This is a genomic window from Arthrobacter sp. AOP36-C1-22, from assembly GCF_052377515.1.
Lineage (GTDB): Bacteria > Actinomycetota > Actinomycetes > Actinomycetales > Micrococcaceae > Arthrobacter_H.
In genome coordinates this window covers 1-24604 of record NZ_JBQSWW010000036.1, presented here as the reverse complement: position 1 = coordinate 24604, position 24604 = coordinate 1, and the positions used below count along the sequence as shown (strand labels likewise).

The following is a 24604-nucleotide window of genomic DNA, read 5'->3' as shown; positions in this document are numbered from 1 at the left end:
GCGGGGCCGTGAGGCTGGAGGAGAGGACCTGTGCGGATTCGATGGTCACTCGACATCGCCACCGTTGGCCGAGGCGTAGTCCGCTGCCGAGAGCAGCGGTCCCTCTTCGGAAACCTCGACGGTGAACAGCCATCCGCCGCCGTAGGGGTCGTCGTTCAGCAGGGCCGGGTTGTCCTCCACGGCCGGGTTGGTCTCCACGATGGTGCCGGTCACCGGCGCGTAGAGGTCGGAAACCGACTTGGTGGATTCGACTTCCCCGCAGGTCTCCCCGGCGGTGACGGTCGAGCCGACCTCGGGCAGGTCGACGTAGACGACGTCGCCGAGTGCGTCGGCGGCGACCTGGGTGATGCCGACCTTGGTCGGGGTGGAGTCGTCAACCCACTCGTGCTCGGCGGAGTAACGGAGGGTCGAAAGAACCTTGCTCATGTGTTGTCCTTAGTCTCTGGATCCACGGATGTGGGGGATTTACTTCTGGCGGGAGTAGAACGGCAGGGCGACGACCTCGAAGGGCTGGGCCTTGCCACGGAGGTCGACATCCAGTGCGGTGCCGGCCTCGGTGAGTTCGACATCGACGTAGGCCAACGCGATGGGGTGGCCCAGCGTGGGGCTGGGCTGGCCCGAGGTGACCTCGCCGACGACGTTCCCGTCCTTCATCACAGCGTAGTGGGAACGTCCGGCTCGACGCCCCAGGCCCTTCAGACCCACGAGCTTGCGCGCCACGCCTTCGGCCTTCTTGGCTTCCAACGCGGTCCGCCCGAGGAAGTCCTCCTCCTTCTTGAAGGAGACGATCGGTCCCAGACCGGCATCGAACGGGGTGATGTCCGTGGACAGCTCGTTGCCGTAGAGCGGCATCCCGGCCTCCAGGCGCAGCGAGTCACGGCTGGCCAGTCCGGCGGGAATGAGCCCTGCCTCGGTGCCGGCCTCGAGCAGTGCCTTCCACAGGGTGGTGGCCTCGGCGTTGGGCAGGTACAGCTCGAAGCCGTCCTCGCCCGTATAGCCGGTGCGGGCCAGCATCACGTTGATCCCGGCGACGGTGACGTCATCGGCCGCGTAGTACTTCATCTCCTGGACGGTCTCGACGTCGGCGCCGGTGACCAGCCCGGTGAGGATCCCCGCGGCGGCGGGTCCCTGGATGGCGATCAGGGCCGTCTCGGCCGACTCGTCGGTGACGGTGACCTCGAAGCCGGCGGCGCGTTCGGCCAGTGCTGCCGCCACGACGTCGGCGTTGCCGGCGTTGGGGACCACGAGGAAGTCCTCCTCGGCGCGGCGGTAGGTGATCAGGTCATCGAGGATCCCGCCCTCGGCGTTGCAGATCACCGAATATTTGGCCTTGCCGATCTTCATGATGGCCATGTTCCCGGCCAGCGCACTGTTCAGGAACTTCGCGGCCTCGGGGCCTTCGACCCGGACCTCGCCCATATGGGAGAGGTCGAAGAGCCCCGCGGCTTCGCGGACGGCCTGGTGTTCGGCCAGTTCGGAACCGTATTTCAGCGGCATGTCCCAGCCACCGAAGTCGGTGAAATGCGCGCCCAGTGATTCGTGTTCGCCGTGCAGGGGCGTCTGCTTCGGCGTGGTGGTGGTTTCGGTGCTCACAGCTCAGGCTGCCTTTCGTCGGGTTCCGCGGATCCGGTCTAGTTCTCGAATGCCTCGGGTGGCGGGCAGGAGCAGATCAGGTTCCGGTCGCCGCCGGCCCCGTCGATGCGTCCCACCGGGGCGAAGTACTTGTCCTGGCGCAGCCCGGGGACCGGGAAGGCCCCCTGTTCCCGGGTGTAGGCCCGGTCCCAGTCGCTGGAGACGACGGCTGCGGCACTGTGCGGGGCCAAACGGAGCGGGGATTCCTCGGCCGTGAACTCGCCGGCCAGGACCTGCTCCATTTCAGCCCGGATAGCGATCATGGCGTCGATGAACCTGTCGATTTCTGCCAGGTCCTCGGACTCGGTCGGCTCCACCATCAAGGTGCCGGCGACCGGGAAGGCCAACGTCGGGGCGTGGAAGCCGTAGTCGATCAGGCGCTTGGCCACGTCCTCGGCGGTGATGCCGGTTTTGGCGGTGGCATCGCGCAGGTCGAGGATGCATTCGTGGGCGACCAGGCCCTGATTGCCGGTGTAGAGCACCGGGAAGTACTCGTTGAGCCGGGAAGCCACGTAGTTGGCGGTCAGCAACGCGTTCTTGGTCGCGTTGGTCAGACCCTCGGCACCCATCATGGCCACGTAGGCCCAGGAGATGGGCAGCACGCCGGCCGAACCGTAGGTGGTTGCCGCGACGGCGGTGCCGGTGCGCTCGGTGGCTTCGCCGGCCGGGGCGCCGGGCAGGAACGGGACCAGGTGCTCGGCCACGGCGACCGGACCGACGCCGGGTCCGCCGCCGCCGTGCGGGATGCAGAAGGTCTTGTGCAGGTTCAGGTGCGAGACGTCGCCGCCGAACTGGCCCGGCTGTCCGAGGCCGACCAGGGCGTTGAGGTTGGCCCCGTCGATGTAGACCTGGCCACCGGCGGCATGGACCTTATCGCAAACCTCGCGCACATCGGCGTCGTAGACGCCGTGGGTGGAGGGGTAGGTGATCATGATGCCCGCCAGGGAATCATGGTTCGCCTCGATCTTGGCGTCCAGGTCCGCGGAGTCGATGGTGCCGTTGGCTGCGGTCTTGACCACCACGACCTTCAGCCCGGCCAGGACGGCGGAGGCGGCGTTGGTGCCGTGCGCCGAGGCGGGGATGAGGCAGACGGTGCGTTCGGCGTCGCCATTGGCCAGGTGGTACTGGCGGATGGCCAGCAGGCCTGCGTATTCGCCCTGCGAACCGGCGTTGGGCTGGATGGAGACCCCCGCATAGCCGGTGATGGCCGAGAGGCGTGCTTCCAGGTCCTCGATCAGTTCGCGCCAGCCCTGGGTCTGGTGGGACGGGGCGTAGGGGTGGATGGAGGCGAACTCCGGCCAGGAAATGGATTCCATCTCGGCGGTCGCGTTGAGCTTCATGGTGCACGAGCCCAGCGGGATCATGGTGCGGTCCAGGGCCAGGTCGCGGTCCGAGAGGCGGCGCAGGTAGCGCAGCATCTGGGTTTCGGAGCGGACCGTGTGGAAAATCGGGTGGGTCATGTACTCACTCGAACGCACGACGTCGGAGGGCAGCGCCTCGGTGACGGCAGCTTCGGCGGCCTCGACGGCCCCGGCGGCATCGGCAACGCCAAAGGCTTCGGCGATCGCCACCAGGTGGGCGGTAGTGGTGGTTTCATCGGTGGAGATGCCCACGGTGTCGGCGTCCAGGCGGCGCAGGTTGATGCCGTGTTCCTCGGCTGCGGTCACCAGCTCATCGGCCCGGCCGGGGACCTGCAGGGTCAGCGTGTCGAAGAAGGACTCGTTGGCCAGGGCGAATCCTGCGTCGCCGAGTACCGAAGCGAGGGCACCGGCGCGCAGGTGGGCGCGTTGGGCGATCGCCTTGAGGCCTTCGGGTCCGTGGTAGACGCCGTACATCGAGGCGGTGATGGCCAGCAGTGCCTGGGCGGTGCAGATATTGGAGGTGGCCTTTTCGCGGCGGATGTGCTGCTCGCGGGTCTGCAGGGCCAGCCGGTAGGCGGGCAGTCCGGTGTCGTCCTTGGAGACTCCGACCAGGCGACCGGGCAGTGAGCGCACCAGGCCGTCGCGCACCGACATGTAGGCGGCGTGCGGGCCGCCGAAGAACAGCGGGACGCCCAGGCGCTGGGTGTTGCCCACGGCGATGTCGGCTCCCTGCTCGCCCGGCGGGACGATGAGGGTCAGGGCCAGGATGTCGGCGGCGACGGTGACCATCGCGCCGCGTTCCTTGGCCGCGGCGATCACCGCCGTCTGATCGACGACGCGGCCCGAGTTGCCCGGCTGCTGGAGCACGATGCCGGAGATCTCGCCGTCGGGCAGGCCGGCGGAGAGGTCAGCGATTTCGAGTTCGAAGCCCAGGGCTTCGGCGCGTCCCTTCACCACGGCGATGGTCTGCGGGAACAGGTCGGCGTCCAGGACGGTCTTGGCTTCTGCCTTGGCCTTATTGGCGCGGCGCATGAGCAGGACGGCTTCGGCGACGGCCGATGCTTCATCGAGCAGCGAGGCATTGGCGATCGGCAGTCCGGTCAGGTCGGAGACCATGGTCTGGAAGTTCAGCAGGGCCTCGAGCCGACCCTGGGAGATTTCCGGCTGGTACGGGGTGTAAGCGGTGTACCAGGCGGGGTCCTCGAGGACGTTGCGCAGGATGACCGGCGGGGTGATGGTGTTGTAGAACCCCTGGCCGATCATCTGGGTTTTGACGATGTTCTTCGCGGCGATGGCACGCAGGTCATCCAGGACCTCGGCCTCTGAGCGGGCGGCCGGAAGATCCAGCGGCTTCGCCTGGCGGATGTCGGCGGGCACTGCGGTGTCGACGAGATCGTCGAGGGTCGCGTAGCCGAGCTGCCGGAGCATGGTCTCGGTGGCGTCGCCGCGGGGGCCGATATGACGGTCGGCGAAGGAAAGTTCGCCGGCGGTGCTGGTGGTGGGACGGGCCGTGGTCTCGGTCATCAGGGGAACTCCAAGTGTGGTCGATGTGTGGTGCACACCGAATGAGCTTCGGTTCCTCCCCGACTCTGTATTGGACCTGAGAGATTCCGCTACGTCCGGTGTCCCGGCCGCGGCTTGCACCGTCGGTGAGCGCTTCGCTTGATGGCCAGGTGCCCCCGGCCGGCGATGCGTCTTCTTTCCAGAGTTGCCTCTGCGCGGCGGTACGGGTGCCTGAGAGATTCCCGGGGAGGGTATTGCTCCTACGGCGCCCGCCAGTGGATCTGACGGGACTCTCCCGCCGCAAGTCATAGGCGTGTGCCCTGATGGGCACCCCTTCATGATACGTGGAGATCCATGCCACGGACAACCTTCGGAATAGAACGCCGATTTTCATATTCATGCATGGTGGTGCGAAAATATGTAAGTTCATTTGCCGACACCGGCACCTGCCGCGATCCGACGGGCGCCGCCTAACCGCGGGTCCACCCGAACCCGCCGAGGACGCAGTTGCAGATTCCATCGAACCATCCTGCCTCGGGCATTCCTGTCCCACCCTCACTCCGCCCGCCCTTGACGCTGGGCCGACAGCTCCTGCTGCGCAAGGACGTCGAAACACTGCAGGCCGACGCTGGCCATGGTTCCGGTGGCGGGACCATGCGCCGAACCCTGGGTGTGCTGCAACTGACCATGATCAGCGTCGGCGCCACGCTGGGTACCGGCATCTTCGTCGTCCTGGGTTCCTCGGTACCGATGGCCGGACCAGCCGTCTGGATCTCCTTCACGATCGCCGGGGTCGCCGCCTTGCTTTCGGCCCTGTCCTACGCGGAGATGGCCGGCGCCGTCCCCGTGTCGGGGTCCAGCTACTCATACACCTACGCCACCGTGGGCGAAGGCCTGGCCTGGATCTGCGGCTGGTGCCTGCTGCTCGAATACGGGGTCTCGGTGGCCGCGATCGCCGTGGGCGCCGGGGAGTACGTCAACGAACTTGCCGGGGTCTTCCAGCTGGACCTGCCCGCGGCGCTGACCAATCCCCCCGGAGCCGACGGCGGCCTGTTCAACGTTCCCGCCGTCCTGGTGGTCGCCCTGGCCATGGTCCTGCTGATGCGCGGGGCCAAGGAGTCCGCGACGGTGAACACGGTGCTGGTGTTCGTGAAGATCCTCGTGCTGCTCTTCTTCGTGGTCATCGCCTTCAGCGCCTTCCAGACCGGGAACTTCGCCCCGCTGCTGCCCATGGGCACCGCTGGGGTCTCGGCAGCGGCTGCCCGCCTGTTCTTCTCCTACATCGGCTTCGACGCCGCATCGACCGCCGGCGAGGAGGCGGTGAACCCACAACGCGATCTACCGCGGGCCATCATCGCCTCAATGATCATCGTGACCGTGCTCTATATTTTGGTCGCCATCGCCGCCGTCGGCGCCAAGGATTGGCAGTGGTTCATCGGCAAGGAGGCCGCCCTGGTGCAGGTCCTTGAAGAGATCACCGGCCAGGCCTGGGTGGCCCTGGTCTTCTCCGTCGGTGCGGTGGTGGCGATCATCAGCATCGTCATCACGGTGCTCTACGGCCAGACCCGTGTCCTGGTGGCCATGTCCCGCGATGGGATGGTTCCCCGCATCTTCGGCAAACTCAACCCGCGGACCGGAACCCCTGTGGTGAACACGTTGATCACCGGCGGGATCATCATGGTCACCGCGGGGTTGGTGCCGTTGGGCGAGCTGGCCGACGCCACCAGCATCGGCACGCTCTTCGCCTTCAGCCTGGTGAGTCTTTCGGTCATCTATCTGCGCCGCAACCGCCCGGATCTGCCCCGGACCTTCCGTGTTCCGCTCTACCCGGTGACACCGATCCTCGCGGTTGCCGGCTGCGTATTCCTGATGGCCAACCTCGGGGGAACCACCTGGACCGTCTTCGGACTGTGGATGGCGCTCGGCGCCGTCGCCTACCTGTCCTACGGACGGCGACGCTCCACGGCGGCTGCCTCCTATGCACAGGACGGCAAGTATCCCACCCGCCAGGCTCCCCCTCCACCATCCACCGAGCGTGACGGGAAACGCATATAGCCTACTCAGCCCGAAAATGAAGATCATGTCCAACCATGGTCTTGGGGCGCATCCTTGCGTATGGTGGGGCCATGAGCGATCCAACACCTCCCCCGCCCCAACCCACCGGCCCCGCCATGCCCCCGACGGGTACACGCCCCGGGGAGCTCACCGATAGGTTCCTGGCCCGGCTGATCGACGGCGTCATCCTGCTGATCGTCAACTTCCTGATCGTCGGCCTGATCATTACCGGCGCGGTGATGGGGGCCGGAGGTGCTGGATTCGGGCTCGGTGGCAGGAGTTTCGGTGCGACGGCGGTATCGGCGGTAGTTAGCGCCGTCATCTACGTCGGTTACTTCGCCTTCATGGAGTCCAGCCGGGGACAGACCGTGGGCAAGATGATCATGAAACTGCACGTCGTCGGGGCCAACGGTGGCCGCCCGGATATGACCGAGGCGATCAAGCGCAATATCTGGATGGGGTTCGGGATACTCGGAATCCTGCCGCTCATCGGTTCCATCCTTGGTTCGCTCGCCTCGCTGGCCGCCGCGATCGTGATCGCGGTGACCATCAACAGCGACGCCGTGAAACGCCAGAGTTGGTTCGATCAGTTCGCCGGCGGCACCCAGGTCATCAAGCAGGGCTGATCCCGCTAGCCAACGGCTCCGCTCTGGCCCAGCCAGGTGCCGATGAGGAAGGTGGCCCCCAGGGCCAAGACCCCACCGACCACTACCCGTGTCACCGGTTTGAGCATCGGAGCTCCCCCGAGACGTGCGCCGATGCCTCCGGTCACCGCGAGGGCGAACAGCACGGCCAGGAAGGTCACGGGGATCCTCCAGTCGGCGGGCAAGAGGACGGCCGTCAGAAAGGGCACTAACGCCCCGGCAGTGAAGGACACCGCGGAAGCCGCCGCGGCACTCCATGGGCTGACCACATCGTCGCGGTCAATCTTGAGTTCCGCCTCGAGGTGCGCCCCTAGGCCGTCATGGGCGGTGAGTTCGCTGGCAACCCTCTGCGCCGTGGCGGCGCTCAACCCCTTCTGCTCATAGAGGTAGGCCAGTTCGGAGAGCTCTTCCTCGGGCATCTGCTCGAGTTCCCTCCGCTCCTGGGCAATCAGGGCATGCTGCGAATCCGCAGAACTGGAGACCGAAACGTATTCGCCCAGCGCCATGGACACCGCTCCGCCGATCAATGCGGCGGCACCGGCGGCCAGGATCGGTCCGGTGGCCGTGGTCGCTCCGGCCACCCCGACCACGACGGCGGCGGTGGAGACGATCCCGTCGTTGGCGCCCAGGACCCCGGCCCGCAGCCAGTTCAACCGTTCGGCCAGTCCCCCGCCCTCATGCGGTTCGCCGTCGTGCTGGTTTGCTCCGGTGGATGGCTTCATGGCCACCAGTCAATCACTGCGCCGTCCTTCAGAGCCGGATGTAGGCCGGGTAGCGGGGGCCCATCGAGTCCCCCGAGGAGGTCCCCCGCACACGGCGCCCGATCCACGGCACCACGAATTCGCGGGTCCAGCGGGCGTTGGAGGCGAGTTGTTCCCTACGGGTCGGCTCCGGGGCGCTCTCCAGCTCCGGGGTCGCGATCGCGTCGGCGCCCTCGAGCAGGGTCAACACCTTCTTGGCCATCAGCGTATGCCCGGGGGGACCCATATGCAGCCGGTCCACCGCCCAGTACCGGAAATCGCTGAATTCACGCCAACGCCAGTAGTCGGCGACGAGGGCGCCATGGCGGTCAGCTGCTTCACGCACCCATTCGTTGTAGATGGCGGTCCGGCCCCGGGTCTTGCCGAAGACGGCCGAGGCCGAGGAGTCGAACCCGGTGAACACCACGACGGTTGCACCGGTGGCCCGCAGGCGGGCCACCATGTCGTCGTAACCGGCCATCAGCGCGTCGATATCCACCCGGGGGCGCAGGATGTCGTTGCCCCCGGCATAGAGCGTGACCAGGGTCGGTTCCATGGCCAGGGCCGTTTCGAGCTGTTCGTCGATGACCTGGTGGATCTTCTTGCCACGAATGGCCAGATTCGCATACCCCCAGGCCGGGTCGGCGGCACAGAGTTGCTCGGCCACCCGATCGGCCCACCCGCGGACGCCGTGGGGACGGGTCGGGTCCTCATCACCCACGCCTTCGGTGAAGGAGTCCCCCAGGGCCAGATACCGTTTCTCGAATTCCACCCGTCCAGCCTACGTCCACCGCTCTCCGGACGCCCGCCACCGGTCGATATGTATCCGCCCTCGGCGAAACCCGCCCGCCTGGGGCCGCCATGCGGGCCGGTCACAGGGTGTTCACAGTTCGGTTCGACAGGCTGGTTTCATGCAACACCGACAGGAACCCGTCCTCGAAAGGACCACCTCGTGAACATCCGCCAAGCCATCTTTGCTTCCGTGGCCTCCGCCGGGGTGTTGGCCGCCGGTTGGGTCGGCAGCACGCCACCGGTCGCCCAGGCGACACCGGCTCCCGCACCCTATCGACTCGGGTCCACCACGAGCGGTTCCGCGGTTGCGATCACCACGAGGCCGGCGGCCAGTCCCTCGACCCTGTCCAGTGTCAGGCGCCAGCAGCTGCGCGGTTCGGAGCCCGTCCAGCTCATCAGCACGCCGGACCACATGGCCCCGGCAGGTCTCGCGGGACCCCGGGCATGAGCGTGGTGGACGAAGCGACGGGCGGGCCGGCCGATCCGCGGATCCCGGAGCTGGCCCACCGGTCGTTCCAGGCCCTGGGCACGACGGTCGGCATCAGCGCGCCGCTGGAGCCCGACGAGCTCGACGCCGCCGTGGAAACGGTCCAGCGCATCTTCCTCGACGCCCAGACCTCCTTCGGCGTCGACGGCCAGGGCCCGGTGGAGAGCCTGCGTCGCGGGGACATCGAACTCCGGTACGCCCACCGCCGGTTGCGGGCGCTCTATGAGCAGGCGACCGTCTGGCGCCAGGCGACCGACGGTGCCTACACCCCGCACACCTCCACCGGACCGGTGGATCTGAGCGGGCTGGTCAAGGGGTGGGCCATCGCCCACGCCGGCCAGGCCATGATGGACCTCCAACTGCCGCATTGGTCGGTCACCGCCGGCGGCGACGTGCTGTGCAGCGGTTCGCCCTTCCCGGCAGAACCCACCGGAACCGACCCGTTCTATGGCAGGCATTGGCGGGCCGGGATCACCGATCCCTTCGATCCGGCGACCTTGGTCGCCGATGTGCCGTTGGCCGGGACCCCCGGGTTCACCGCGGCGTTGGCCACCACTTCGACGGGGGCGGGATCCGGGCCGAACGCCTATCTGCAGGTCAGCGTGTTGGCCGAGGAGATCGTCACCGCGGATGTGCTGTCCCAGGCCATCATGGTCGGCGGGGAATCCACCCTGGAGGCCGCCGTCCGCGATTTCGGGGTCGCGGTCCTGGTCTGCGGGCACGACGGCGAACTACTCGCCTCCTCGACCTGGCCCCTGCAGCAGAGCGCGTGAACCCCGGTGCCGCCGCTCAGCCGCCGGCGAGGGAGAGCAGGACCTGGCGTACGGCCACGCTGAGTTGCCCACCCCGGGTGCCGGTGCCGCTCTCCTCGGCCCGGGCCGGCACATAACCGAATCCGATGCCGTAGGCGGGGTCGGCGTAGGCCAGCGTGGCGTTGGCCCCGTCGTGGCCGAAGGACTGCCAGGACCCGAAGTCGTTGCGCGGGATCGATTTCATGAACATCACGGCGAACGCCCCGGTCAGCCCGTTGGCCCGGTCGAGGCCGAACACCTGCTCGGCGGCCACCGTCCCTCGCGTGTCCTCGGTCAGGAAGGGCCCATCGGCGGCCCCGTCGTCCCGGACGACGCCGGTGCTGGCCGCCGCATAGAGCCGCGCCAGGCCGCGGGCACTGGCCACTCCCCCGGCGGCCGCGAGGCCCGAGGCCCTGATCCGCCGGTAGTTGGGCAGGTCCAGCAGGTCGTAGCTGATGCCCTCTCCGATATCGAAGCCCGCCGTGGAGTTCAGCGCCAGACCCAGCGGACCATACGGGTCGATGAAGGGAAGCTCCGGGCTTTGCGCGGGTTTGAGCACCTCGCGGAACCGGGGCTCCTCGCCCTCGGGCAGACCGAGGTGGAAGTCGATGCCGAAGGGCTCCCGGATGCGGGTCTCGTAGACCTGCTGCAGGGTCTGCCCGGTGATGCGCCGGACGAGTTCCTCGGCGAAGATCCCGATGGTCAACGCGTGGTATTGGTGCGTGGAGCCGGGTTTCCAGACGGGAGGGGCGGCGGCCAGGCGTGCGGCGCCCTGGGATGATTCGGTGTAGTGCTCCACCGCCATGCCGCCGTCGACCCCCGGCAGCCCGGCCTGGTGGCTCAGCAGTTGCCCGACCGTGATGGCCTTCTTGCCCCGGGCCGCGAATTCCGGCCAATACCTGGTCACCGGTTCCTCCAAGTCCAGCAGGCCATCCTGCACCAGCAGGGCGATGACCATGCCGGCGGCCCCCTTGGAGGCGGAAAAGACCCCGGTCAGCGAATCCAGCTGTGAGTTCGGTCCCACCGCATGGTCGATGACGGGGTGCCCACCGGCGTAGACGCAGAGCTGGGCCGAGTAGTCGGGGTCCGCCGTGGCGAAGGATTCCAACAGCTCGGTGACGGGGGCGAAGCGCGGGTCGTTCACGGTGGGGCTCCTGGGCTCTGCCGATTCCGGGGAGGGGTCCCCGGCATTCGGGGATCTAGACTTCGGGGGTTTCCTGGCGGAAGCGCAACCGCCAGCGCTGCTCTTCACGCTGCCACAGGGAACCGACGGTGACCGCCGATTCCGTTCCGACCAGACGGTAGGTCAGGTGGATCGCCTCCACCCCCACGCGGATCGCCTCGAGCAGTTCGAAGGCACGGTCGATCCCGGGGCCGGCCGGCGGGGTCGACCATCCGCCGTGCGGGACGACGTCGTCCTCCTCGCCCACCTGATCGGCGGCTTCCAGCAGGTCCACGGCCCCCGAGGACAAGACGGTCACCGCGGTCTCGCGTTCGGTCAGCGTCCCCCGGGACGTGACTTCGCGGTAGTCCGGATGCAGCAGGAAGTTCAGCTGTCCCACTTCGCTGCGGACCCGAGGATCCAGCAACTCCCGTTCCAGGGCGACCACGGCATCGATCTCGGCGCTTCCGCGGCCCGTTTCGGCGGGGTCCTCGAGGGAGGAGAACAAGTCGTCCTGTTCCAGGGGGTCCGCACCGGTGGGGGCCGGCTCGGCCTGCGGGGAAGGGCCGGGGTCCGCCGGGCCGGCCTCAGGTGACCCGGATCCCGGGTAGCCCGGGCCCGCGTCGCTGCCCCGCCCGGACTGGTAGGCGGTGGCCGCAGCCCGGGCGCGGTCATCGGCCGCCTCGTTGAGGTGGTGCCCGGCATGGCCCTTGACCCATTCGAACCGGTAGTCGCGGCCGGTGATGGCCTCATCGATCTGCTTGAGCAGGTCCACGTTCAACACCGGCTTGCCGTCGGCCTTCTTCCATCCCTTGCGTTTCCACCCCGGCATCCACTTGGTGATGCAGTTGATGACGTATTGGGAATCGCACAGGATGTGCAGGTGCTCGTCGGCGACATGTTCGGTGGAACGGAACAGATCCAGCACGGCCATCAGTTCGCCCATGTTGTTCGTCCCGTGGGGCCAGCCGCCGGCCCGCCAGGCGGAGTCGTCGACGTACCAGGCCCAGCCGGCGGGTCCTGGGTTTCCAAGCGCGGAGCCGTCTGCGGCGGCGGTGATCGTCATGGGTTCCATCCTGCCATGCCACCCCGACGCTTCGCGTTGGCCCCCGACGGTAGCCAGGAGCCTGCCCATCGGGCACGCTGTCCCCATGCGCCCTCGCCTCATGGTTCCGCTGCTGGCCTTATGCCTGGCTCCAGTGGCAGGGTGCGGCTCCACCGGCGCGGGCCTGGAACTCCTCGATCGGCCGGCCACCGCGGAGGATGCCCTGCCAGCCGACACCGCCGTGGCGGGCTTCCAGCCGGGAACCACCCGGTTGCTCACCCGGACCGATGGCTTCTCCTTCTATCTGGCCCGGCCACCCCTGACGGGCGGTCCGGCGAACCTCCCGCCGGGGTGGGGGGCCTGCCTCATCGTCGCCGAGCCGGAGGTCATCACCTGCGGACCGCTGCCCTTGGAAACCCGGTTCCTCGGCGTCTCGGCCCGATTCGTGCCCGACGCTGAGCACACCCCGCACCCGGCACCCGAGGGGTGGGAACAGCTGCAGCGCCAGCTGTTCGTCAAGGGTCTGGACCACAGCAGCAGGACACCCCCACGCCATCCGGTTCCCGAGGACGAGGGGTAGCCAGAATCCAACGCGTCGGGGAGGCTGGCCCCATGCGACGTCACCTTCTGGTTCCGCTACTGGCCCTACCGCTCCTGGCCGGGTGCAGCAGCCCGGCGGATCAGGGCATCGAACTACTCGATGAGCCGGCCACCGCGCAGGACGAGTTGCCCTCCGATCTCCATGTCGGCGGATTCGAACCGGATACAGTGCGCTTTGCCGCCCAGGTCGACGGCCTCTCGTTCTATATGGCCCGCGCAGCCACCGGGGATGCCAGGCAGAGCGCCGAATCGGATGAGGGCCTCTGCCTGATCGTCGCGGAGGAAGATCACATCGCCTGTGCCGGCATGCCGTTCGACGTTTCGTTCTACGGCATCTCGGCCAGGATAGAGGCCGACGACTTCGAGGCCTCCAAACTGACCTCCGAGGGCTGGGACCAGGTCCAGAAAAACCTGTTCCTGAAGGGTCTTGACGATCGGGGGCAGCCCGGACGCAACGGGTAGCCGGACCTCAACCGGGATGGAGCGGGTTGTGCCCGGCGGTGACTTCCTCCCCGGCACGCACCGGTCCGGGCGCCGTTCCGGAGCCGAACGGGGAACCGCCCAGTTCCTCGCGTCCGTGGGCCTGGAGCCAGTTGTCCAGCGCGGGGCCCTGCGGCACGAATCCGGTGGGATTGATGTCCTCGTGCACGATGTAATAGTGCCGTTTGATCTGCGTGAAATCGACGGTGTCCCCGAACCCCGGGGTCTGGAACAGGTCCCGGGCATAAGCCCAGAGCACCGGCATCTCGGCGAGCTTGTTCCGGTTGCATTTGAAGTGCCCGTGGTAGACGGCGTCGAAGCGCACCAGGGTGGTGAACAGGCGGACATCCGCCTCGGTGATGGTCTCCCCCATCAGGTACCGCTGCCCGGCGAGGCGTTCCTCCAACCAGTCCATGGCAGTCCAGAGGCGCTGGTAGGCCTCGTCGTAGGCCTGCTGCGAACCGGCGAAACCACAGCGGTAGACCCCGTTGTTGACCTCGGTGAAGATCCTTTTGATGACCGGGGCCATCTCCTCCCAGCGCCCTGCAGGCAGCAGGTCGGGGGCCCCCGCCCGGTGGAACTGCTTCCATTGGGTCGAGAAGTCCAGCGTCATCTGCGGGTAGTCGTTGGTCACGACGCCGCCGGTGGGGATGTCCACCATTGCCGGAACGGTGATGCCCCGCGGGTAGTCGGGGAAGCGCCGGAAGAAGTTCTCCTGCAGCCGTTCGGTCCCCAGGACGGGGTCCCGGCCTCCGGGATCCAGATCGAAGGTCCAGGACCTGACATCGTGGGTCGGACCGGGCAGTCCGACACTGAACGCCTCCTCGAGCCCCAGCAGCCGGCGCACGATCAGGGCCCGGTTCGCCCACGGGCAGGCGCGGGCCGCCACGAGCCGATAGCGTCCGGCCTCCACGGGCCAGGCCCGGGCCCCCTCCGAGAGTCCGGCCCCGGGGTCCCCGATGGAGCCACCACCCTGGGCGGCTGAGGCCCGGACGGCCTCCGGATCGGCGACGATCCGATCATTGATGTAGTTCGTGTCACGGGTGAATTCCTCACCAACGTTCACATAGGCGCCGCGGGTGGAATACCGGTTCTCATCCATGGGCCCATCCTAGGCCGGTTCACGTCATCCCGCTGGCGTCATCGGGTCCCGGAACGATAAGTTAAGTGGACTTAACTCAAAGGATCCGTGCGATGAAACGAACTGGTTCGACGGCACCGTCCGTCGTGGAACGGCAAGGACACCCCCAGCGACGCCTGGTGTGGCTGCTGGGTCCGGCCTTCGTTGCGGCCATCGCCTATGTCGACCCCGGCAATGTCGCGGCGAACCTGACCGCCGGAGCCCAACACGGCTACCTGCTCGTCTGGGTGCTGGTGGCGGCGAACGTCATGGCCGTGATGATCCAGTACCTCTCGGCGAAGCTGGGGCTGGTCACCGGCAGGTCGTTGCCCGAGATCCTGGGCGCCCGGCTCTCGCGCGGCGGCCGCCTGGCCTTCTGGGGCCAGGCCGAGCTCATCGCCATGGCCACCGATCTGGCCGAGGTCATCGGCGGGGCCATTGCACTGCACATCCTCTTCGGCCTGCCGTTGCCGTTGGGCGGGCTGATCGTCGGGATCGTCTCGATGGCCCTGCTGACCATCCAGTCCCGGCATGGTCAACGCCCCTTCGAACTGGTGATCATGGCGCTGCTGGTGCTGATCACCATCGGATTCGTTGCGGGCCTGCTGGTCAGCCCGATGGACTGGGGTGCCGCCGCCGGCGGGCTCGTTCCCAGGTTCGAGGGCACGGGCACGGTCCTGCTCGCGGCCGGCATGCTCGGGGCCACGGTCATGCCCCACGCCATCTACCTGCATTCCTCCCTGGCCCGGGACCGGCATGGTGAAGGGCACACCGAATCGGGGATCCGGCGACTCCTGCATGCCAACCGTTGGGACGTCGTCCTGGCGTTGATCGTGGCCGGTTCGGTCAACATCGCGATGTTGTTGCTGGCGGCCTCGAGCCTACGCGGAGTGGAGGGCACCGACACGATCCAGGGCGCCCATGGGACCATCGTCGAGGCGCTGGGACCGGTCATCGGCGTCATCTTCGGCGTCGGACTCCTGGCCTCGGGCCTGGCATCGACCTCGGTGGGTTGCTATGCCGGTTCGGCCATCATGTCGGGCCTGCTGCAGCGCCGGATCCCCCTGCTGGCGCGCAGGGTCGTCACGCTGATCCCGGCACTGGCCATCCTCACCGTGGGGGTCGACCCGACCTGGGCCCTGGTGCTCAGCCAGGTCTTCCTCTCCATCGGCATCCCCTTCGCACTGGTCCCTCTGGTCCGCTATACGGGGATGCGTTCGGTGATGGGCCGGTTCATCAACGGCCTGGGCACCCAGGTCTTCGCGTGGGCGATCACCGTGGCCATCATCGCCTTGAATCTGCTGCTCATCTCCCTGACCGTCACGGGGGCCCAATGAGACAAGAACACACTCCGGCAACCCCGCCCCCGGGCTCCGGGGAAATCAGCCGCGTCGCCGAGGATTTCCTGAAGGCCATCTGGTCCGCCACCGAATGGGGCGGCTCCCCGGTCACCGGAAAGGCGCTGGCGGAACGCTTCGGGACCACCGCCGCCAATGTCTCCGACACCATGCGCCGGCTTCACGCCCAGGGGCTGGTCATCCACGAGCCCTACCAGCCGGTCCGCCTCACCGCCGCTGGACAACGCCATGCCGTGGCCATGGTCCGCAAGCACCGTCTCCTCGAATCCTTCCTGGTCCGTACGTTGGGGTATTCCTGGGAGGAGGTCCACGACGAGGCGGAGAACCTCGAACATGCCGTCTCGGACACGCTGATCGAACGCATCGATTCCCTGCTGGGGCACCCCGTCCACGACCCCCACGGAGACCCGATCCCCACCGTGGCCGGAGCCACGCGGCGTCCGGCACATGCGGTCAACCTCGCAGAGGCCCTCCCGGGAACCTATGAGGTCACTCGCATCTCCGACGAGGACCCCGGTCTGTTGCGCCTACTCGCCCGGCACGGGTTGCGCCCGGGCGCGCTGGTCGACATCGCGGCAGCCGAAGCCAATGGCTCCCTGGCCCTGGCCCCGCACGACGACGAGGCCCGGGTGGTGTTGCGCCCCGAAGCCATCCGGGCCCTGTGGGTCACCGCCACGGCCGCCGATCACTAGGTCATCCACGCTTTTGTGAATTCAGGATTAGCTGTACCGTGGTACTCATGCATCCCACCGCCACCGCCTCGCATACCGCCGCACTGTCCCGCTTCGGCCATGCCGTATCCGACCCCACCCGCGTCGGTGTGCTGCTGGCCTTGCGGGAACGACCGGCTTATCCGTCCGATCTGGCCGAGGCCCTCGGCGTCTCCCGGCAGGTCATGTCCAACCAGCTCGCCTGCCTGCGCGGCTGCGGGCTCGTCGAGGCGATCCCCGACGGCAGGCGTTCCTGGTATCGCCTGACCGACCCCCATCTGGCAGCTGCCATGGACGAACTACTCAAGGCCGCCCTGCGGATGGAACCCGACTGCTGTGCAGGGCCCGGATGCACGTGCTGAGGGCTCCCGGGGACCGCGACCAACGACGCGAGGTCCTGAAGCGCCGCATTCGGCTGATCGTGGCGTTGACGATCAGCTACAACGTCATCGAAGCAGTGATCGCCTTGGCCGCCGGCACCGCAGCGTCATCGGTGGCGCTGCTCGGCTTCGGCCTGGATTCCATCGTGGAAGTCCTCTCCGCCGCGGCAGTGGCCTGGCAATTCTCGGCCCCGGATCCGCAAAAACGGGAACGGACGGCACTGCGGTTGATCGCCTTTTCCTTCTTCGGGTTGGCGGTCTTCATCAGCATCGACGCGGTACTGACCCTGGCGGGGCTGCGGGAAGCCGAACACAGCACCGTGGGCATCGTCCTGGCCGCCGTCAGCCTCGTTGTCATGCCGTTCCTTAGTTTGTGGGAGCGCCGGACGGGCCAGGCCCTCGGGTCGGCCTCGGCCATCGCCGACTCGAAGCAGACGCTGATCTGTTCCTACCTCTCGGCGGCCGTGTTGTTCGGCCTGCTGCTCAACAGCCTCTTCGGCTGGACCTGGGCCGACCCGGTGGCCGGGCTGGTCATTGCCGTCGTCGCCCTGCGCGAAGGTCTCGAGGCCTGGCGGGGCGATGCCTGCACGCAACCGCTCTCGGCGATCACCGGCGAGGCCGAATCCGCCGGCTCGGACCCGCACTGCTGCTGATCCGCCCGGGCCGCCCCTGGGGGCAGTAGGCTGGTTCCACTCTGTCGGAAAGAGGGGCGCGGATGGAACTCGCAACAGGGGTCGTGCCGTCCCGGCCCTACGGCGCAACCACCGGCGGGAGCCGGGCCCCCGCACTCCCGGACCGCCTCACGGTTGCACACCGCGACCCCGGGGTCCCGCAGTGAATACCCGGGGCGTCTATCAACGCCTCGTCCGGGCGGATCGACGCGACCAGTCGCAGGCCCATCAACGGATCATCGCCCGCAACGGCCTGCGCCAGGTGGTCGCCAACTCGCTCCAGGCCGTCGGGGACCAGGTGGTCAACGCGAAGACCGTGTTGCCGTGGCTGCTCGCCTCGTTGGGAGCTCCGATGGTCCTGGTCGGGCTGCTGGTGCCCATCCGCGAGTCCGGATCCATGCTGCCGCAGGCGGCTATGGCCCCGATGGTGCAACGCCGGGGCCGGCGGACGACGGTCTGGATCATCGGCGCCGCGGGCCAGGCGCTGGCGACGGCGGCCCTGGCCCTGATCGCCGCGACGCTGGATGGACAAGCGGCAGGCGTGCTGCTCCTTGCAGCGCTGGCGCTCTTCTCGGTGTCCCGGTCGCTGTGTTCGTTGGCGGGCAAGGATGTGCTCGGGCGTACCGTGCCCGAAGGCGAGCGCGGTCAGATCAACGGGTGGTCCACGGTGTTCTCGGGCGCCGTCGCAATCACCCTGGGGCTGTTGATCCGTCTGCTCGGTGGTGATGACGTCTCGACAATGGTGCTGGCGGCCTTGCTTGGGGCTGCCGCTCTGGCTTGGGTCCTGGCCGCAGTGGTGTACCGGGGAGTCCGCGAGCCCGAGCAGGAGGATCCGCCGGCTTCGGCTGTCGAGGACGAGGGGTGGGCCCGTTCGGCATGGAACCTGCTGCGCAGCGATGCCGGGTTCCGCCGATTCGTCGTCGCCCGCGCCCTGTTGCTGGTCTCCGCGCTCAGCCCGCCCTTCGTCGTTGCCCTCAGTGCCGCAACCGGCGATGCCGGGCTCGGGTCGCTCGGTCCGTTCGTCATGGCCCAGGGCGTGGCGGCTTTGGTGGGTGGACGGCCCTTCGGCCGCTGGGCCGATCGCTCCTCACGCCGGCTGATGCTCTGGGGTGCCGCCTTCGCCACGCTCGTCGTGGTCCTGTTCCTCGCCGTCGTGCTGTTCATCCCGGGTAGCCGGGAACTGTGGTGGATCTATCCGGCGGTCTATCTGGTCCTGGTCCTGAGCCATACCGCGGTGCGGGTGGCACGGAAGACGTATGTGGTCGACCTCGCCGAGGGAGATCTCCGCACCCGGTACATTGCCGTGGCCAACACGGCGATGGGGGTCCTGCTTTTGGTCGCCGGTGCGATCTCCGGCGCCCTCGCCGCGCTGGGCCCCGAAGCCGCGCTGGGTTTCCTGGCCGTGCTCGGGGTCGCAGGGGTCGTCGTGAGCCATTCGCTCCCCGAGACCGGGAAAACCGGCTAGCTGCCGCACGGCACGCGGCAGTGGCCGGCCGTGACCGGGGCCTACCCCCTCGCCTTTTCGAACGCGGGGGCGCGTCGCTGATCGAAGATGGTGGCCCCCACCTCCTGCTCGGCCTGGTTGTTGATGGACAGGTTGATCCCGGGCCGATCCCGCAGGATCAGCACTGCGGCAATGGCCACGACGGTCATGAGCAGCAGATAGACCGAGATGGATGCCCCGGTGCCGGTGGCGTTGATCAGGGCCTGGGCGATGGTCGGGGCGAAGGCCCCACCCAGGATCGCCCCGAGGGCATAGGAGATCGACACCCCGGAGAACCGCACGGAGGCCGGGAATATCTCTGAGTACCAGGCGGCCTGCGGACCGTAGGTCAACCCGAGCCCGATCGTGAACAGTCCCAGCGCGAGGTAGAGCAGTGCCAGTGAGCCGGTATCGATCATCCAGAAGAGCGGGAAGACCATCAGTATCTGGATGCCGAAGCCGATCAGGTAGGTTCGTTTGCGCCCGATCTTGTCCGCCAGCACCCCGGCGGCGAAGGTGAAGATGAACCACATGGCAGCGGCGAAGGTCATGGCCACCAGGACATCCGTGCGGTCCAGGCCCACGGCATCACTGGTCGCGTAGCTGGGGATGAATCCGCCGGTGGCCATGTAGCCCGCGGCGTTGTTGCCCGCGAAGACCAGCGCGGCCAGGAGCACCAGCAGCCAATGCTTGCGGAACAGCTCGGCGATCGGCACCTTGGTCTGCTGCTTCTTCTCCGCGATCTCCTGGAACACCGGGGATTCGTCCACCGCACGGCGGACCATGTAGCCGACGGCGATCAGCACGACGCTGAGCAGGAACGGGATCCGCCACCCCCACTGGACGAAGGCCTCCCCCGGGGAGATCCACCCGGTCATCAGTGCGGTCACGCCAGTGGCCAGCAGCAGGCCCAGCGGCACACCCAGCTGGGGGAATGCGCCGGCCCGACCCCGGCGGTCCGCCGGGGCATGCTCGACGGCCATCAGTACCGCTCCACCCCATTCGCCGCCGGCGGAGACCCCCTGCAGGATCCGCAGCAACAGCAACAGGATGGGGGCCAGGATCCCGGCGGTCCCATAGGTCGGCAACACGCCGATGAGGGTCGTCGCGGAGCCCATCATGATCAGCGTGATGACCAGCATCGGTCTCCGGCCGATCCTGTCCCCGTAATGCCCGGCAAGGAACGCCCCCAGCGGCCGGAAGAGGAAGCTGATGCCCACGGAGGCGAAGGCGAGCAGCAGTCCGATGGACTCCCCCGCCGGAGCGAAGAACACATGGGCGAAGACCAGGCCGGCGGCCGTGGCGTAGATGAAGAAGTCGTACCACTCGATGGTGGTCCCAACGATCGTGGCAAAGGCGACGCGTCGCTGGGTCTTGCGTGCGTGGGCATCGAGCCGTGCTGTGCTCATGGTTCACTCCTGGACTGGTGTGGCGGTTCCGGCGCCCCCCACCTGGCTTCTGCTGCGCGACGACGTCTCTGGCGCCACCTACAGATCCTGACTTAGTATACTAAATCGTATATTATCCAGTGTGAGGGACGACACCCCCGCCGTCAACCCCGTCTCCGCCCCGGGGCGCCGAGTCGCACGAGCCCCGACGCCGGCATCGGAACTAAACTCACACCATGTCTTCCGTGATCCCGCCCGCCGTCATGGCGGGCTTGAAAAAAACGGCCGCCCGATTGGCGCTGGCCTTCGTGGCCTTGCAGGCCACGGTGGTGGCCGGCCTGGTGATCTTCGATTCGCTCAAACGCCGCCAACGGACCCGCCGGGCGGGGTTCCCGCGCCCGGGGGCATTCGACGCCCCCGTCAAGGACTCCGAGACGAAGATCTACACCTACGGCGAAGACGTCTACGCCGATATGCTCGCCGCCATCCGCGGCGCCGAAGAACACGTCTTCCTGGAGACGTACATCTGGAAGTCCGACGCGACCGGACAACGCTTCAAGGAAGCCTTGAACGATGCCGCGGCCCGCGGGGTCGACGTCTTCGTCATCTACGACGGCTTCGCCAACCTCGTCGTCCCCCGCTCCTTCTTCCGGTTCCACCCCGGGGTCCACGTGTACCGGTTCCCCGTCCTGCGCCCCTCACGGTTGTTCACCCCGCTGCGAAGCACCGGCCTGGACCACCGCAAATTGCTAATCGTGGACGGCGAAACCGGCTTCGTCGGCGGCTACAACATCGGGGATCTCTACGCCACCGAATGGCGCGATACGCATCTGCGCCTCAAGGGTCCGGCGGTCTGGGAACTGCGCCAGGCATTCCTGGACGTCTGGAACACCGCCTGCGGCCGGCCGGAAATCCCCCACCAGCCGGCGCTGACGTGGGATCCGCACATCCGCACGGCCAACAACATCCCCTCCCATCTGGTGTACCCGATCCGGGGGGTCTACCTCGACGCCATCAACCGGGCCAGCGATCACATCTACATGACCACCGCCTACTTCATCCCCGATCGGCAGATCCTTGATTCACTGCGGGCCGCCAGCAGGCGGGGCGTCGATGTCAGGCTCATCCTCCCGGAGGATTCCAACCACGTCCTGGCCGACTGGCTGGCCCGGGGGTTCTTCACCACCATGCTGCGGGAGGGGATCTCCATCCTGCTCTACCGCGACGCCATGATCCACGCCAAAACCGCCACCATCGACGGCCAATGGTCCACGATCGGCACCGCCAACATCGACCGGCTGAGCCTGACCGGGAACTACGAGACGAACCTTGAGATCCACGACCCGGAGTTCGCGGCGAAAATGGAGAGGATCTTCAAAGTCGACAGCACCAACTGCCGGGAACTGACGCTGTCCGACTGGAGCCGGCAGAACCCGGCTGCCAAGATCAGCGAAGTCATCCTCATTCCGTTGCGCCCGTTCCTCTAGCCGTCCATCCAGCGCGACCGGAGCCCGCCCCTGCGAAGGACCGCGGCGCGCCCCGGGCGTCGGCCCGACTGCCAGTTGCCTCCTACGGTCCGCACAGTCGGCTCCCAGCCGGCGCTCCTAGGCTGGGGAGTACCTCAAGAAGGTGCGAGTGATGAAAAGGCCCTTGGAAACCAGGCTGGGTTTCCAAGGGCCTACTCTTGTCCCGGACCGGCCCCAGGCCGCGCCGCGGGCCCACCCGGCTGCTACCACGAGCCGACCGGCCCGCTGTCCTCCAGCCGCAGTTCGTCGGCCGCGGCACGGACCCTCAGCAGGCGGGCGAACGGGCCATCGGCCGACCGCAATTCGGCGGGGCTCCCCCGTTCGACGATTCGCCCCGCGTCCAGCACCACCAGCTGATCGGCCCGCTCCACCGTGGAGAGCCGGTGCGCGATCGTCACCGTGGTCCGTCCCTCCGAAAGCCGGTCCAGGGCGGCCTGGACCTGGGCCTCGGTCGTGTTGTCCAAGGCCGAGGTGGCTTCGTCCAGGACCAGGATCCGCGGATTGCGCAGGATGGTCCGGGCAATCGCCAGACGCTGCTGCTCCCCGCCGGAGAACCGGTGTCCCCGAGCCCCGACGATCGTCTCCAGCCCGACCGGCAACGCGGCGATCAACTCATCGATCCGCGCTGCCTCGAGGGCCGCCCACAACTGCTCGTCGGTGGCTTCGGGGGCCGCCAGGCGAAGGTTCTCCCGGATGGAGGCGTGGATCAGATAGGACTCCTGGGAGACCACCCCGACGATCCGGGCCAGGTCGGCGGGGGCCAGGTCCTTCACGTCGACCCCGTCGATGGTGATGCGCCCCGCGCTCGCCTCGTGCAACCGCGGGACGAGGGCCCCGAGGGTCGTTTTCCCCGACCCCGTCGCCCCGACGATCGCCGTCGCGGTCCCCGCGGGCACCACCAGATCGATATCGGCCAGGGCCCGGGATTCGCCGTCGTACGAGAACCCCACGCCTTCGAAGCGCAGTTCCCCGCGGACGGTGTCGGGGTCGATCCGCACGGGGTGATCGGGGGCGGTGATCTCCGGGACCAGGTCCAGGTATTCGAAGATCCTGCTGAAGAGTGCCATCGCCGTGACCCATTGGACCCCGACGTTCAGCAGTCCCATGATCGGGCGGAAGATGGTCGACTGCAGTGCGGTGAAGGCGACGATGGTGCCGATGGTCATCCCGCCGGTGGCGGCCGGGAAGCCGCCGGCGAGGTAGATGGCCGCGGGGATGGCCGCGAAGACGATCTGCATGGTGGCCATCCGCCAGCGTCCGGCCAGTTGCGAGCGCAGTTCGAGCCCGATGAGCCGGTGCGAGCTGGCGGTGAAGTCCGCGGCGTCGCGTTCGGTGGTGCCCAGCGTCTTGGCCAGGCGCACCCCGGATACCGAGAGGCCCTGTTCGACCTGGGTGTAGAGGTTCGCCAACTCCGCCTGGCGGTCCGCGGTGATATCGCGTCGCAGCAGGGCGACCCGGCGGCTCAGGAAGACCGCCGGCGGGATGACGATGAGCGAGAGGATGCTGAGCATCGGGGACAGGGCGACCATGGCGATGGCCGTGGCGACGGCGGTGGTCAGGTTCGTGGCGATGGATGTTGCCGTGGTGGTCACCACCGATTGCATTCCGGCGATGTCGCTGGTGAGCCGCGACTGGATTTCTCCCCCGCGGGTCCGGGTGAAGAAGGCCAGGGACTGGGCCTGGAGGTGGGTGAACATGCCGGTGCGCAGGGTGTGCATGACCCGTTGGCCCATGTCGGTGGCCATCCAGGTCTGCACGACGCCGATCAGGGCGGTGATCGCCGCGATGACGACCATGGCCCCGGCCAGCCAGGCCAGCAGCGGGACGTTTCCGTCGGGGATGGCGTCATCGATGATGCCGCGGATCAGGAACGGTTGGGCCAGGCCGGCCACCGACGCCACGCTGATGAGCAGCATCAACACGGTGATAATCTTCCGGTGCGGGGCGAAGAGCCCGGCGACCCGGCGCAGGCTCACCGGATGGCGGGCGAGCTGGTTGCGGTCATCGGCGCTGATCCTGCCGGGGCCCCCACGGCGGGGGGAGGGTGGTTCTGGAGTCCGTGCCGGTTTCATCGGCAGCACCTCCTGGGTTGAAGGAGTCGCCCGGGATGCCCGGCAACTATGCAGAGGTTACCTCATTATGTGGGAGGATCGCAAATGGGTACACTGAGGGCATGACCGCTGATGTGCCCCCCGGCCTGACCGAAGATCCCGATCTCGGCGACCTCTTCCACGCTGCCTTCCGGGGGCTCCGTCGCCGCTGGACGCACGAATTGGCCCCCTTTGAATTGACCCCGCACCAATGGCGGGCGCTGAATACGCTGGCTCGCGGGTGTGGACCCTGCCCGCCCGAGGTCCGGGGGGCGGGGGGCGGCCCGGAGGCCGGGCTGCGGCTGAAGGCACTGGCCGATCTGCTGCGGATCGCCCCGCGGTCGGCGACCGAAGTCATCGACCAGCTCGAAACCAAGGAGCTGGTGGAACGGGCGCCGGACCCGCTGGACCGCCGGGCCGTACTGGTCCGCCTCACCGCCGACGGGCAGGAACTGCGCTCCAGGATCCACCAATCGCGTCGCAGGCAGTCCACCGAATACTTCGGCCGGCTCGATTCCGGCGAGCGCGATGAGTTGGCCCGCCTGCTGGGCGTCCTGGCCGGGGACGAACCGGTGGCCCAGCACCG

The 24604-nt window shown here is 67.9% G+C and carries 23 protein-coding genes and 1 riboswitch; of the genes, 13 read left to right on the top strand and 10 right to left on the bottom strand.

The annotated features are described in order from the left end of the window. Positions 1 to 45: 45 nt before the first annotated feature. Genes gcvH through gcvP form a run of 3 tightly spaced genes read right to left on the bottom strand, consistent with a single transcriptional unit; the run spans position 46 to position 4517 of the window. Complete coding sequence (gcvH, locus tag ACT3S6_RS14710; protein WP_444555572.1) at positions 46 to 426, bottom strand: glycine cleavage system protein GcvH; 381 nt, start codon at positions 424 to 426, stop codon at positions 46 to 48. Positions 427 to 465: 39 nt separating this feature from the next. Then, positions 466 to 1593 (bottom strand): glycine cleavage system aminomethyltransferase GcvT, encoded by a 1128-nt coding sequence (gcvT, locus tag ACT3S6_RS14705; RefSeq protein WP_444555571.1) that lies wholly within the window; start codon positions 1591 to 1593, stop codon positions 466 to 468. 38 nt (positions 1594 to 1631) lie between these two features. Continuing rightward, the gene (gcvP, locus tag ACT3S6_RS14700) at positions 1632 to 4517 is read right to left on the bottom strand and encodes an aminomethyl-transferring glycine dehydrogenase (RefSeq protein ID WP_441380372.1); all 2886 of its coding nucleotides are present in this window, start codon (positions 4515 to 4517) and stop codon (positions 1632 to 1634) included. A gap of 188 nt (positions 4518 to 4705) precedes the next feature. Further along, positions 4706 to 4804, bottom strand: a riboswitch (glycine riboswitch). Between the two features lie 262 nt (positions 4805 to 5066). Here gcvP and ACT3S6_RS14695 point away from each other — a divergent pair. Continuing rightward, positions 5067 to 6551 (top strand): amino acid permease, encoded by a 1485-nt coding sequence (locus ACT3S6_RS14695; protein WP_444555570.1) that lies wholly within the window; start codon positions 5067 to 5069, stop codon positions 6549 to 6551. 71 nt (positions 6552 to 6622) lie between these two features. Further along, positions 6623 to 7177, top strand: a complete 555-nt coding sequence (locus tag ACT3S6_RS14690) for an RDD family protein (RefSeq protein ID WP_441380373.1) — start codon at positions 6623 to 6625, stop codon at positions 7175 to 7177. A 5-nt stretch (positions 7178 to 7182) separates the two neighbouring features. Here ACT3S6_RS14690 and ACT3S6_RS14685 read toward each other — a convergent pair whose 3' ends face one another. Together ACT3S6_RS14685 and ACT3S6_RS14680 are read right to left on the bottom strand one after the other, a co-directional pair. Then, complete coding sequence (locus ACT3S6_RS14685) at positions 7183 to 7917, bottom strand: VIT1/CCC1 transporter family protein (protein ID WP_444555569.1); 735 nt, start codon at positions 7915 to 7917, stop codon at positions 7183 to 7185. Positions 7918 to 7945: 28 nt separating this feature from the next. After that, positions 7946 to 8707 carry an SGNH/GDSL hydrolase family protein gene (locus ACT3S6_RS14680; RefSeq protein WP_444555568.1) on the bottom strand — a complete coding sequence of 254 codons (762 nt, stop codon included), beginning with the start codon at positions 8705 to 8707 and terminating at the stop codon, positions 7946 to 7948. A 180-nt stretch (positions 8708 to 8887) separates the two neighbouring features. Here ACT3S6_RS14680 and ACT3S6_RS14675 point away from each other — a divergent pair, with 180 nt between their 5' ends. Further along, on the top strand, positions 8888 to 9175 hold the full coding sequence (locus ACT3S6_RS14675) for a hypothetical protein (RefSeq protein WP_443384133.1): 288 nt from the start codon (positions 8888 to 8890) through the stop codon (positions 9173 to 9175). Further along, on the top strand, positions 9172 to 9987 hold the full coding sequence (locus tag ACT3S6_RS14670) for an FAD:protein FMN transferase (protein WP_443384132.1): 816 nt from the start codon (positions 9172 to 9174) through the stop codon (positions 9985 to 9987). Before ACT3S6_RS14675 ends, ACT3S6_RS14670 begins: the two co-directional genes overlap by 4 nt. A 16-nt stretch (positions 9988 to 10003) precedes the next feature. Here the strand turns inward: ACT3S6_RS14670 and ACT3S6_RS14665 are convergent, their stop codons facing one another. Both ACT3S6_RS14665 and ACT3S6_RS14660 read right to left on the bottom strand, forming a co-directional pair. After that, complete coding sequence (locus tag ACT3S6_RS14665; protein ID WP_444555567.1) at positions 10004 to 11149, bottom strand: serine hydrolase domain-containing protein; 1146 nt, start codon at positions 11147 to 11149, stop codon at positions 10004 to 10006. A gap of 55 nt (positions 11150 to 11204) precedes the next feature. After that, positions 11205 to 12233 carry an RNase H family protein gene (locus tag ACT3S6_RS14660; RefSeq protein ID WP_444555566.1) on the bottom strand — a complete coding sequence of 343 codons (1029 nt, stop codon included), beginning with the start codon at positions 12231 to 12233 and terminating at the stop codon, positions 11205 to 11207. 85 nt (positions 12234 to 12318) lie between these two features. Between ACT3S6_RS14660 and ACT3S6_RS14655 the strand changes: the two genes are divergently transcribed. Together ACT3S6_RS14655 and ACT3S6_RS14650 are read left to right on the top strand one after the other, a co-directional pair. After that, complete coding sequence (locus tag ACT3S6_RS14655) at positions 12319 to 12792, top strand: hypothetical protein (protein ID WP_444555565.1); 474 nt, start codon at positions 12319 to 12321, stop codon at positions 12790 to 12792. A gap of 32 nt (positions 12793 to 12824) precedes the next feature. Then, positions 12825 to 13274, top strand: coding sequence for a hypothetical protein (locus ACT3S6_RS14650; protein ID WP_444555564.1), 450 nt, complete (start codon positions 12825 to 12827; stop codon positions 13272 to 13274). 7 nt (positions 13275 to 13281) lie between these two features. Here ACT3S6_RS14650 and ACT3S6_RS14645 read toward each other — a convergent pair whose 3' ends face one another. Next, complete coding sequence (locus tag ACT3S6_RS14645; RefSeq protein WP_444555563.1) at positions 13282 to 14394, bottom strand: glutathione S-transferase family protein; 1113 nt, start codon at positions 14392 to 14394, stop codon at positions 13282 to 13284. Positions 14395 to 14486: 92 nt separating this feature from the next. Between ACT3S6_RS14645 and ACT3S6_RS14640 the strand changes: the two genes are divergently transcribed. The 5 genes from ACT3S6_RS14640 to ACT3S6_RS14620 all read left to right on the top strand — a co-directional run bounded on the left by ACT3S6_RS14640 (position 14487) and on the right by ACT3S6_RS14620 (position 18996). Next, on the top strand, positions 14487 to 15749 hold the full coding sequence (locus ACT3S6_RS14640; RefSeq protein WP_444555562.1) for an Nramp family divalent metal transporter: 1263 nt from the start codon (positions 14487 to 14489) through the stop codon (positions 15747 to 15749). Beyond that, entirely contained in the window at positions 15746 to 16462 is a 717-nt protein-coding gene (locus ACT3S6_RS14635; protein ID WP_444555561.1) for a metal-dependent transcriptional regulator, read from the top strand. The genes ACT3S6_RS14640 and ACT3S6_RS14635 overlap by 4 nt, the downstream gene beginning before the upstream one ends. A 47-nt stretch (positions 16463 to 16509) precedes the next feature. Next, the gene (locus tag ACT3S6_RS14630) at positions 16510 to 16842 is read left to right on the top strand and encodes an ArsR/SmtB family transcription factor (RefSeq protein ID WP_444555560.1); all 333 of its coding nucleotides are present in this window, start codon (positions 16510 to 16512) and stop codon (positions 16840 to 16842) included. After that, entirely contained in the window at positions 16830 to 17513 is a 684-nt protein-coding gene (locus ACT3S6_RS14625) for a cation diffusion facilitator family transporter (RefSeq protein ID WP_444555559.1), read from the top strand. The genes ACT3S6_RS14630 and ACT3S6_RS14625 overlap by 13 nt, the downstream gene beginning before the upstream one ends. Positions 17514 to 17694: 181 nt before the next feature. Further along, entirely contained in the window at positions 17695 to 18996 is a 1302-nt protein-coding gene (locus ACT3S6_RS14620) for an MFS transporter (RefSeq protein WP_444555558.1), read from the top strand. A 41-nt stretch (positions 18997 to 19037) separates the two neighbouring features. On the opposite strand, the gene ACT3S6_RS14615 is transcribed toward ACT3S6_RS14620, so the two are convergent. Further along, positions 19038 to 20423 (bottom strand): MFS transporter, encoded by a 1386-nt coding sequence (locus ACT3S6_RS14615; protein ID WP_444555557.1) that lies wholly within the window; start codon positions 20421 to 20423, stop codon positions 19038 to 19040. Positions 20424 to 20638: 215 nt separating this feature from the next. On the opposite strand from ACT3S6_RS14615, the gene ACT3S6_RS14610 reads away from it, so the two are divergent. Further along, on the top strand, positions 20639 to 21889 hold the full coding sequence (locus ACT3S6_RS14610) for a phospholipase D-like domain-containing protein (RefSeq protein WP_444555556.1): 1251 nt from the start codon (positions 20639 to 20641) through the stop codon (positions 21887 to 21889). A gap of 242 nt (positions 21890 to 22131) precedes the next feature. On the opposite strand, the gene ACT3S6_RS14605 is transcribed toward ACT3S6_RS14610, so the two are convergent. Beyond that, positions 22132 to 24000 (bottom strand): ABC transporter ATP-binding protein, encoded by a 1869-nt coding sequence (locus ACT3S6_RS14605; RefSeq protein ID WP_444555555.1) that lies wholly within the window; start codon positions 23998 to 24000, stop codon positions 22132 to 22134. A gap of 101 nt (positions 24001 to 24101) precedes the next feature. Between ACT3S6_RS14605 and ACT3S6_RS14600 the strand changes: the two genes are divergently transcribed. Then, the coding region (locus ACT3S6_RS14600) for a MarR family winged helix-turn-helix transcriptional regulator (protein ID WP_444555554.1) at positions 24102 to 24604 on the top strand (503 nt) is incomplete at its 3' end.

What these genes read in the sequence shown, in the direction of transcription:
- gcvH (WP_444555572.1), bottom strand. Translation starts at nt 426, where the DNA reads ATGAGCAAGGTTCTTTCGACCCTCCGTTACTCCGCCGAGCACGAGTGG.
- gcvP (WP_441380372.1), bottom strand. Translation starts at nt 4,517, where the DNA reads ATGACCGAGACCACGGCCCGTCCCACCACCAGCACCGCCGGCGAACTT.
- ACT3S6_RS14690 (WP_441380373.1), top strand. Translation starts at nt 6,623, where the DNA reads ATGAGCGATCCAACACCTCCCCCGCCCCAACCCACCGGCCCCGCCATG.
- ACT3S6_RS14685 (WP_444555569.1), bottom strand. Translation starts at nt 7,917, where the DNA reads ATGAAGCCATCCACCGGAGCAAACCAGCACGACGGCGAACCGCATGAG.
- ACT3S6_RS14670 (WP_443384132.1), top strand. Translation starts at nt 9,172, where the DNA reads ATGAGCGTGGTGGACGAAGCGACGGGCGGGCCGGCCGATCCGCGGATC.
- ACT3S6_RS14660 (WP_444555566.1), bottom strand. Translation starts at nt 12,233, where the DNA reads ATGACGATCACCGCCGCCGCAGACGGCTCCGCGCTTGGAAACCCAGGA.
- ACT3S6_RS14655 (WP_444555565.1), top strand. Translation starts at nt 12,319, where the DNA reads ATGCGCCCTCGCCTCATGGTTCCGCTGCTGGCCTTATGCCTGGCTCCA.
- ACT3S6_RS14650 (WP_444555564.1), top strand. Translation starts at nt 12,825, where the DNA reads ATGCGACGTCACCTTCTGGTTCCGCTACTGGCCCTACCGCTCCTGGCC.
- ACT3S6_RS14645 (WP_444555563.1), bottom strand. Translation starts at nt 14,394, where the DNA reads ATGGATGAGAACCGGTATTCCACCCGCGGCGCCTATGTGAACGTTGGT.
- ACT3S6_RS14640 (WP_444555562.1), top strand. Translation starts at nt 14,487, where the DNA reads ATGAAACGAACTGGTTCGACGGCACCGTCCGTCGTGGAACGGCAAGGA.
- ACT3S6_RS14635 (WP_444555561.1), top strand. Translation starts at nt 15,746, where the DNA reads ATGAGACAAGAACACACTCCGGCAACCCCGCCCCCGGGCTCCGGGGAA.
- ACT3S6_RS14630 (WP_444555560.1), top strand. Translation starts at nt 16,510, where the DNA reads ATGCATCCCACCGCCACCGCCTCGCATACCGCCGCACTGTCCCGCTTC.
- ACT3S6_RS14625 (WP_444555559.1), top strand. Translation starts at nt 16,830, where the DNA reads ATGCACGTGCTGAGGGCTCCCGGGGACCGCGACCAACGACGCGAGGTC.
- ACT3S6_RS14615 (WP_444555557.1), bottom strand. Translation starts at nt 20,423, where the DNA reads ATGAGCACAGCACGGCTCGATGCCCACGCACGCAAGACCCAGCGACGC.
- ACT3S6_RS14610 (WP_444555556.1), top strand. Translation starts at nt 20,639, where the DNA reads ATGTCTTCCGTGATCCCGCCCGCCGTCATGGCGGGCTTGAAAAAAACG.
- ACT3S6_RS14605 (WP_444555555.1), bottom strand. Translation starts at nt 24,000, where the DNA reads ATGAAACCGGCACGGACTCCAGAACCACCCTCCCCCCGCCGTGGGGGC.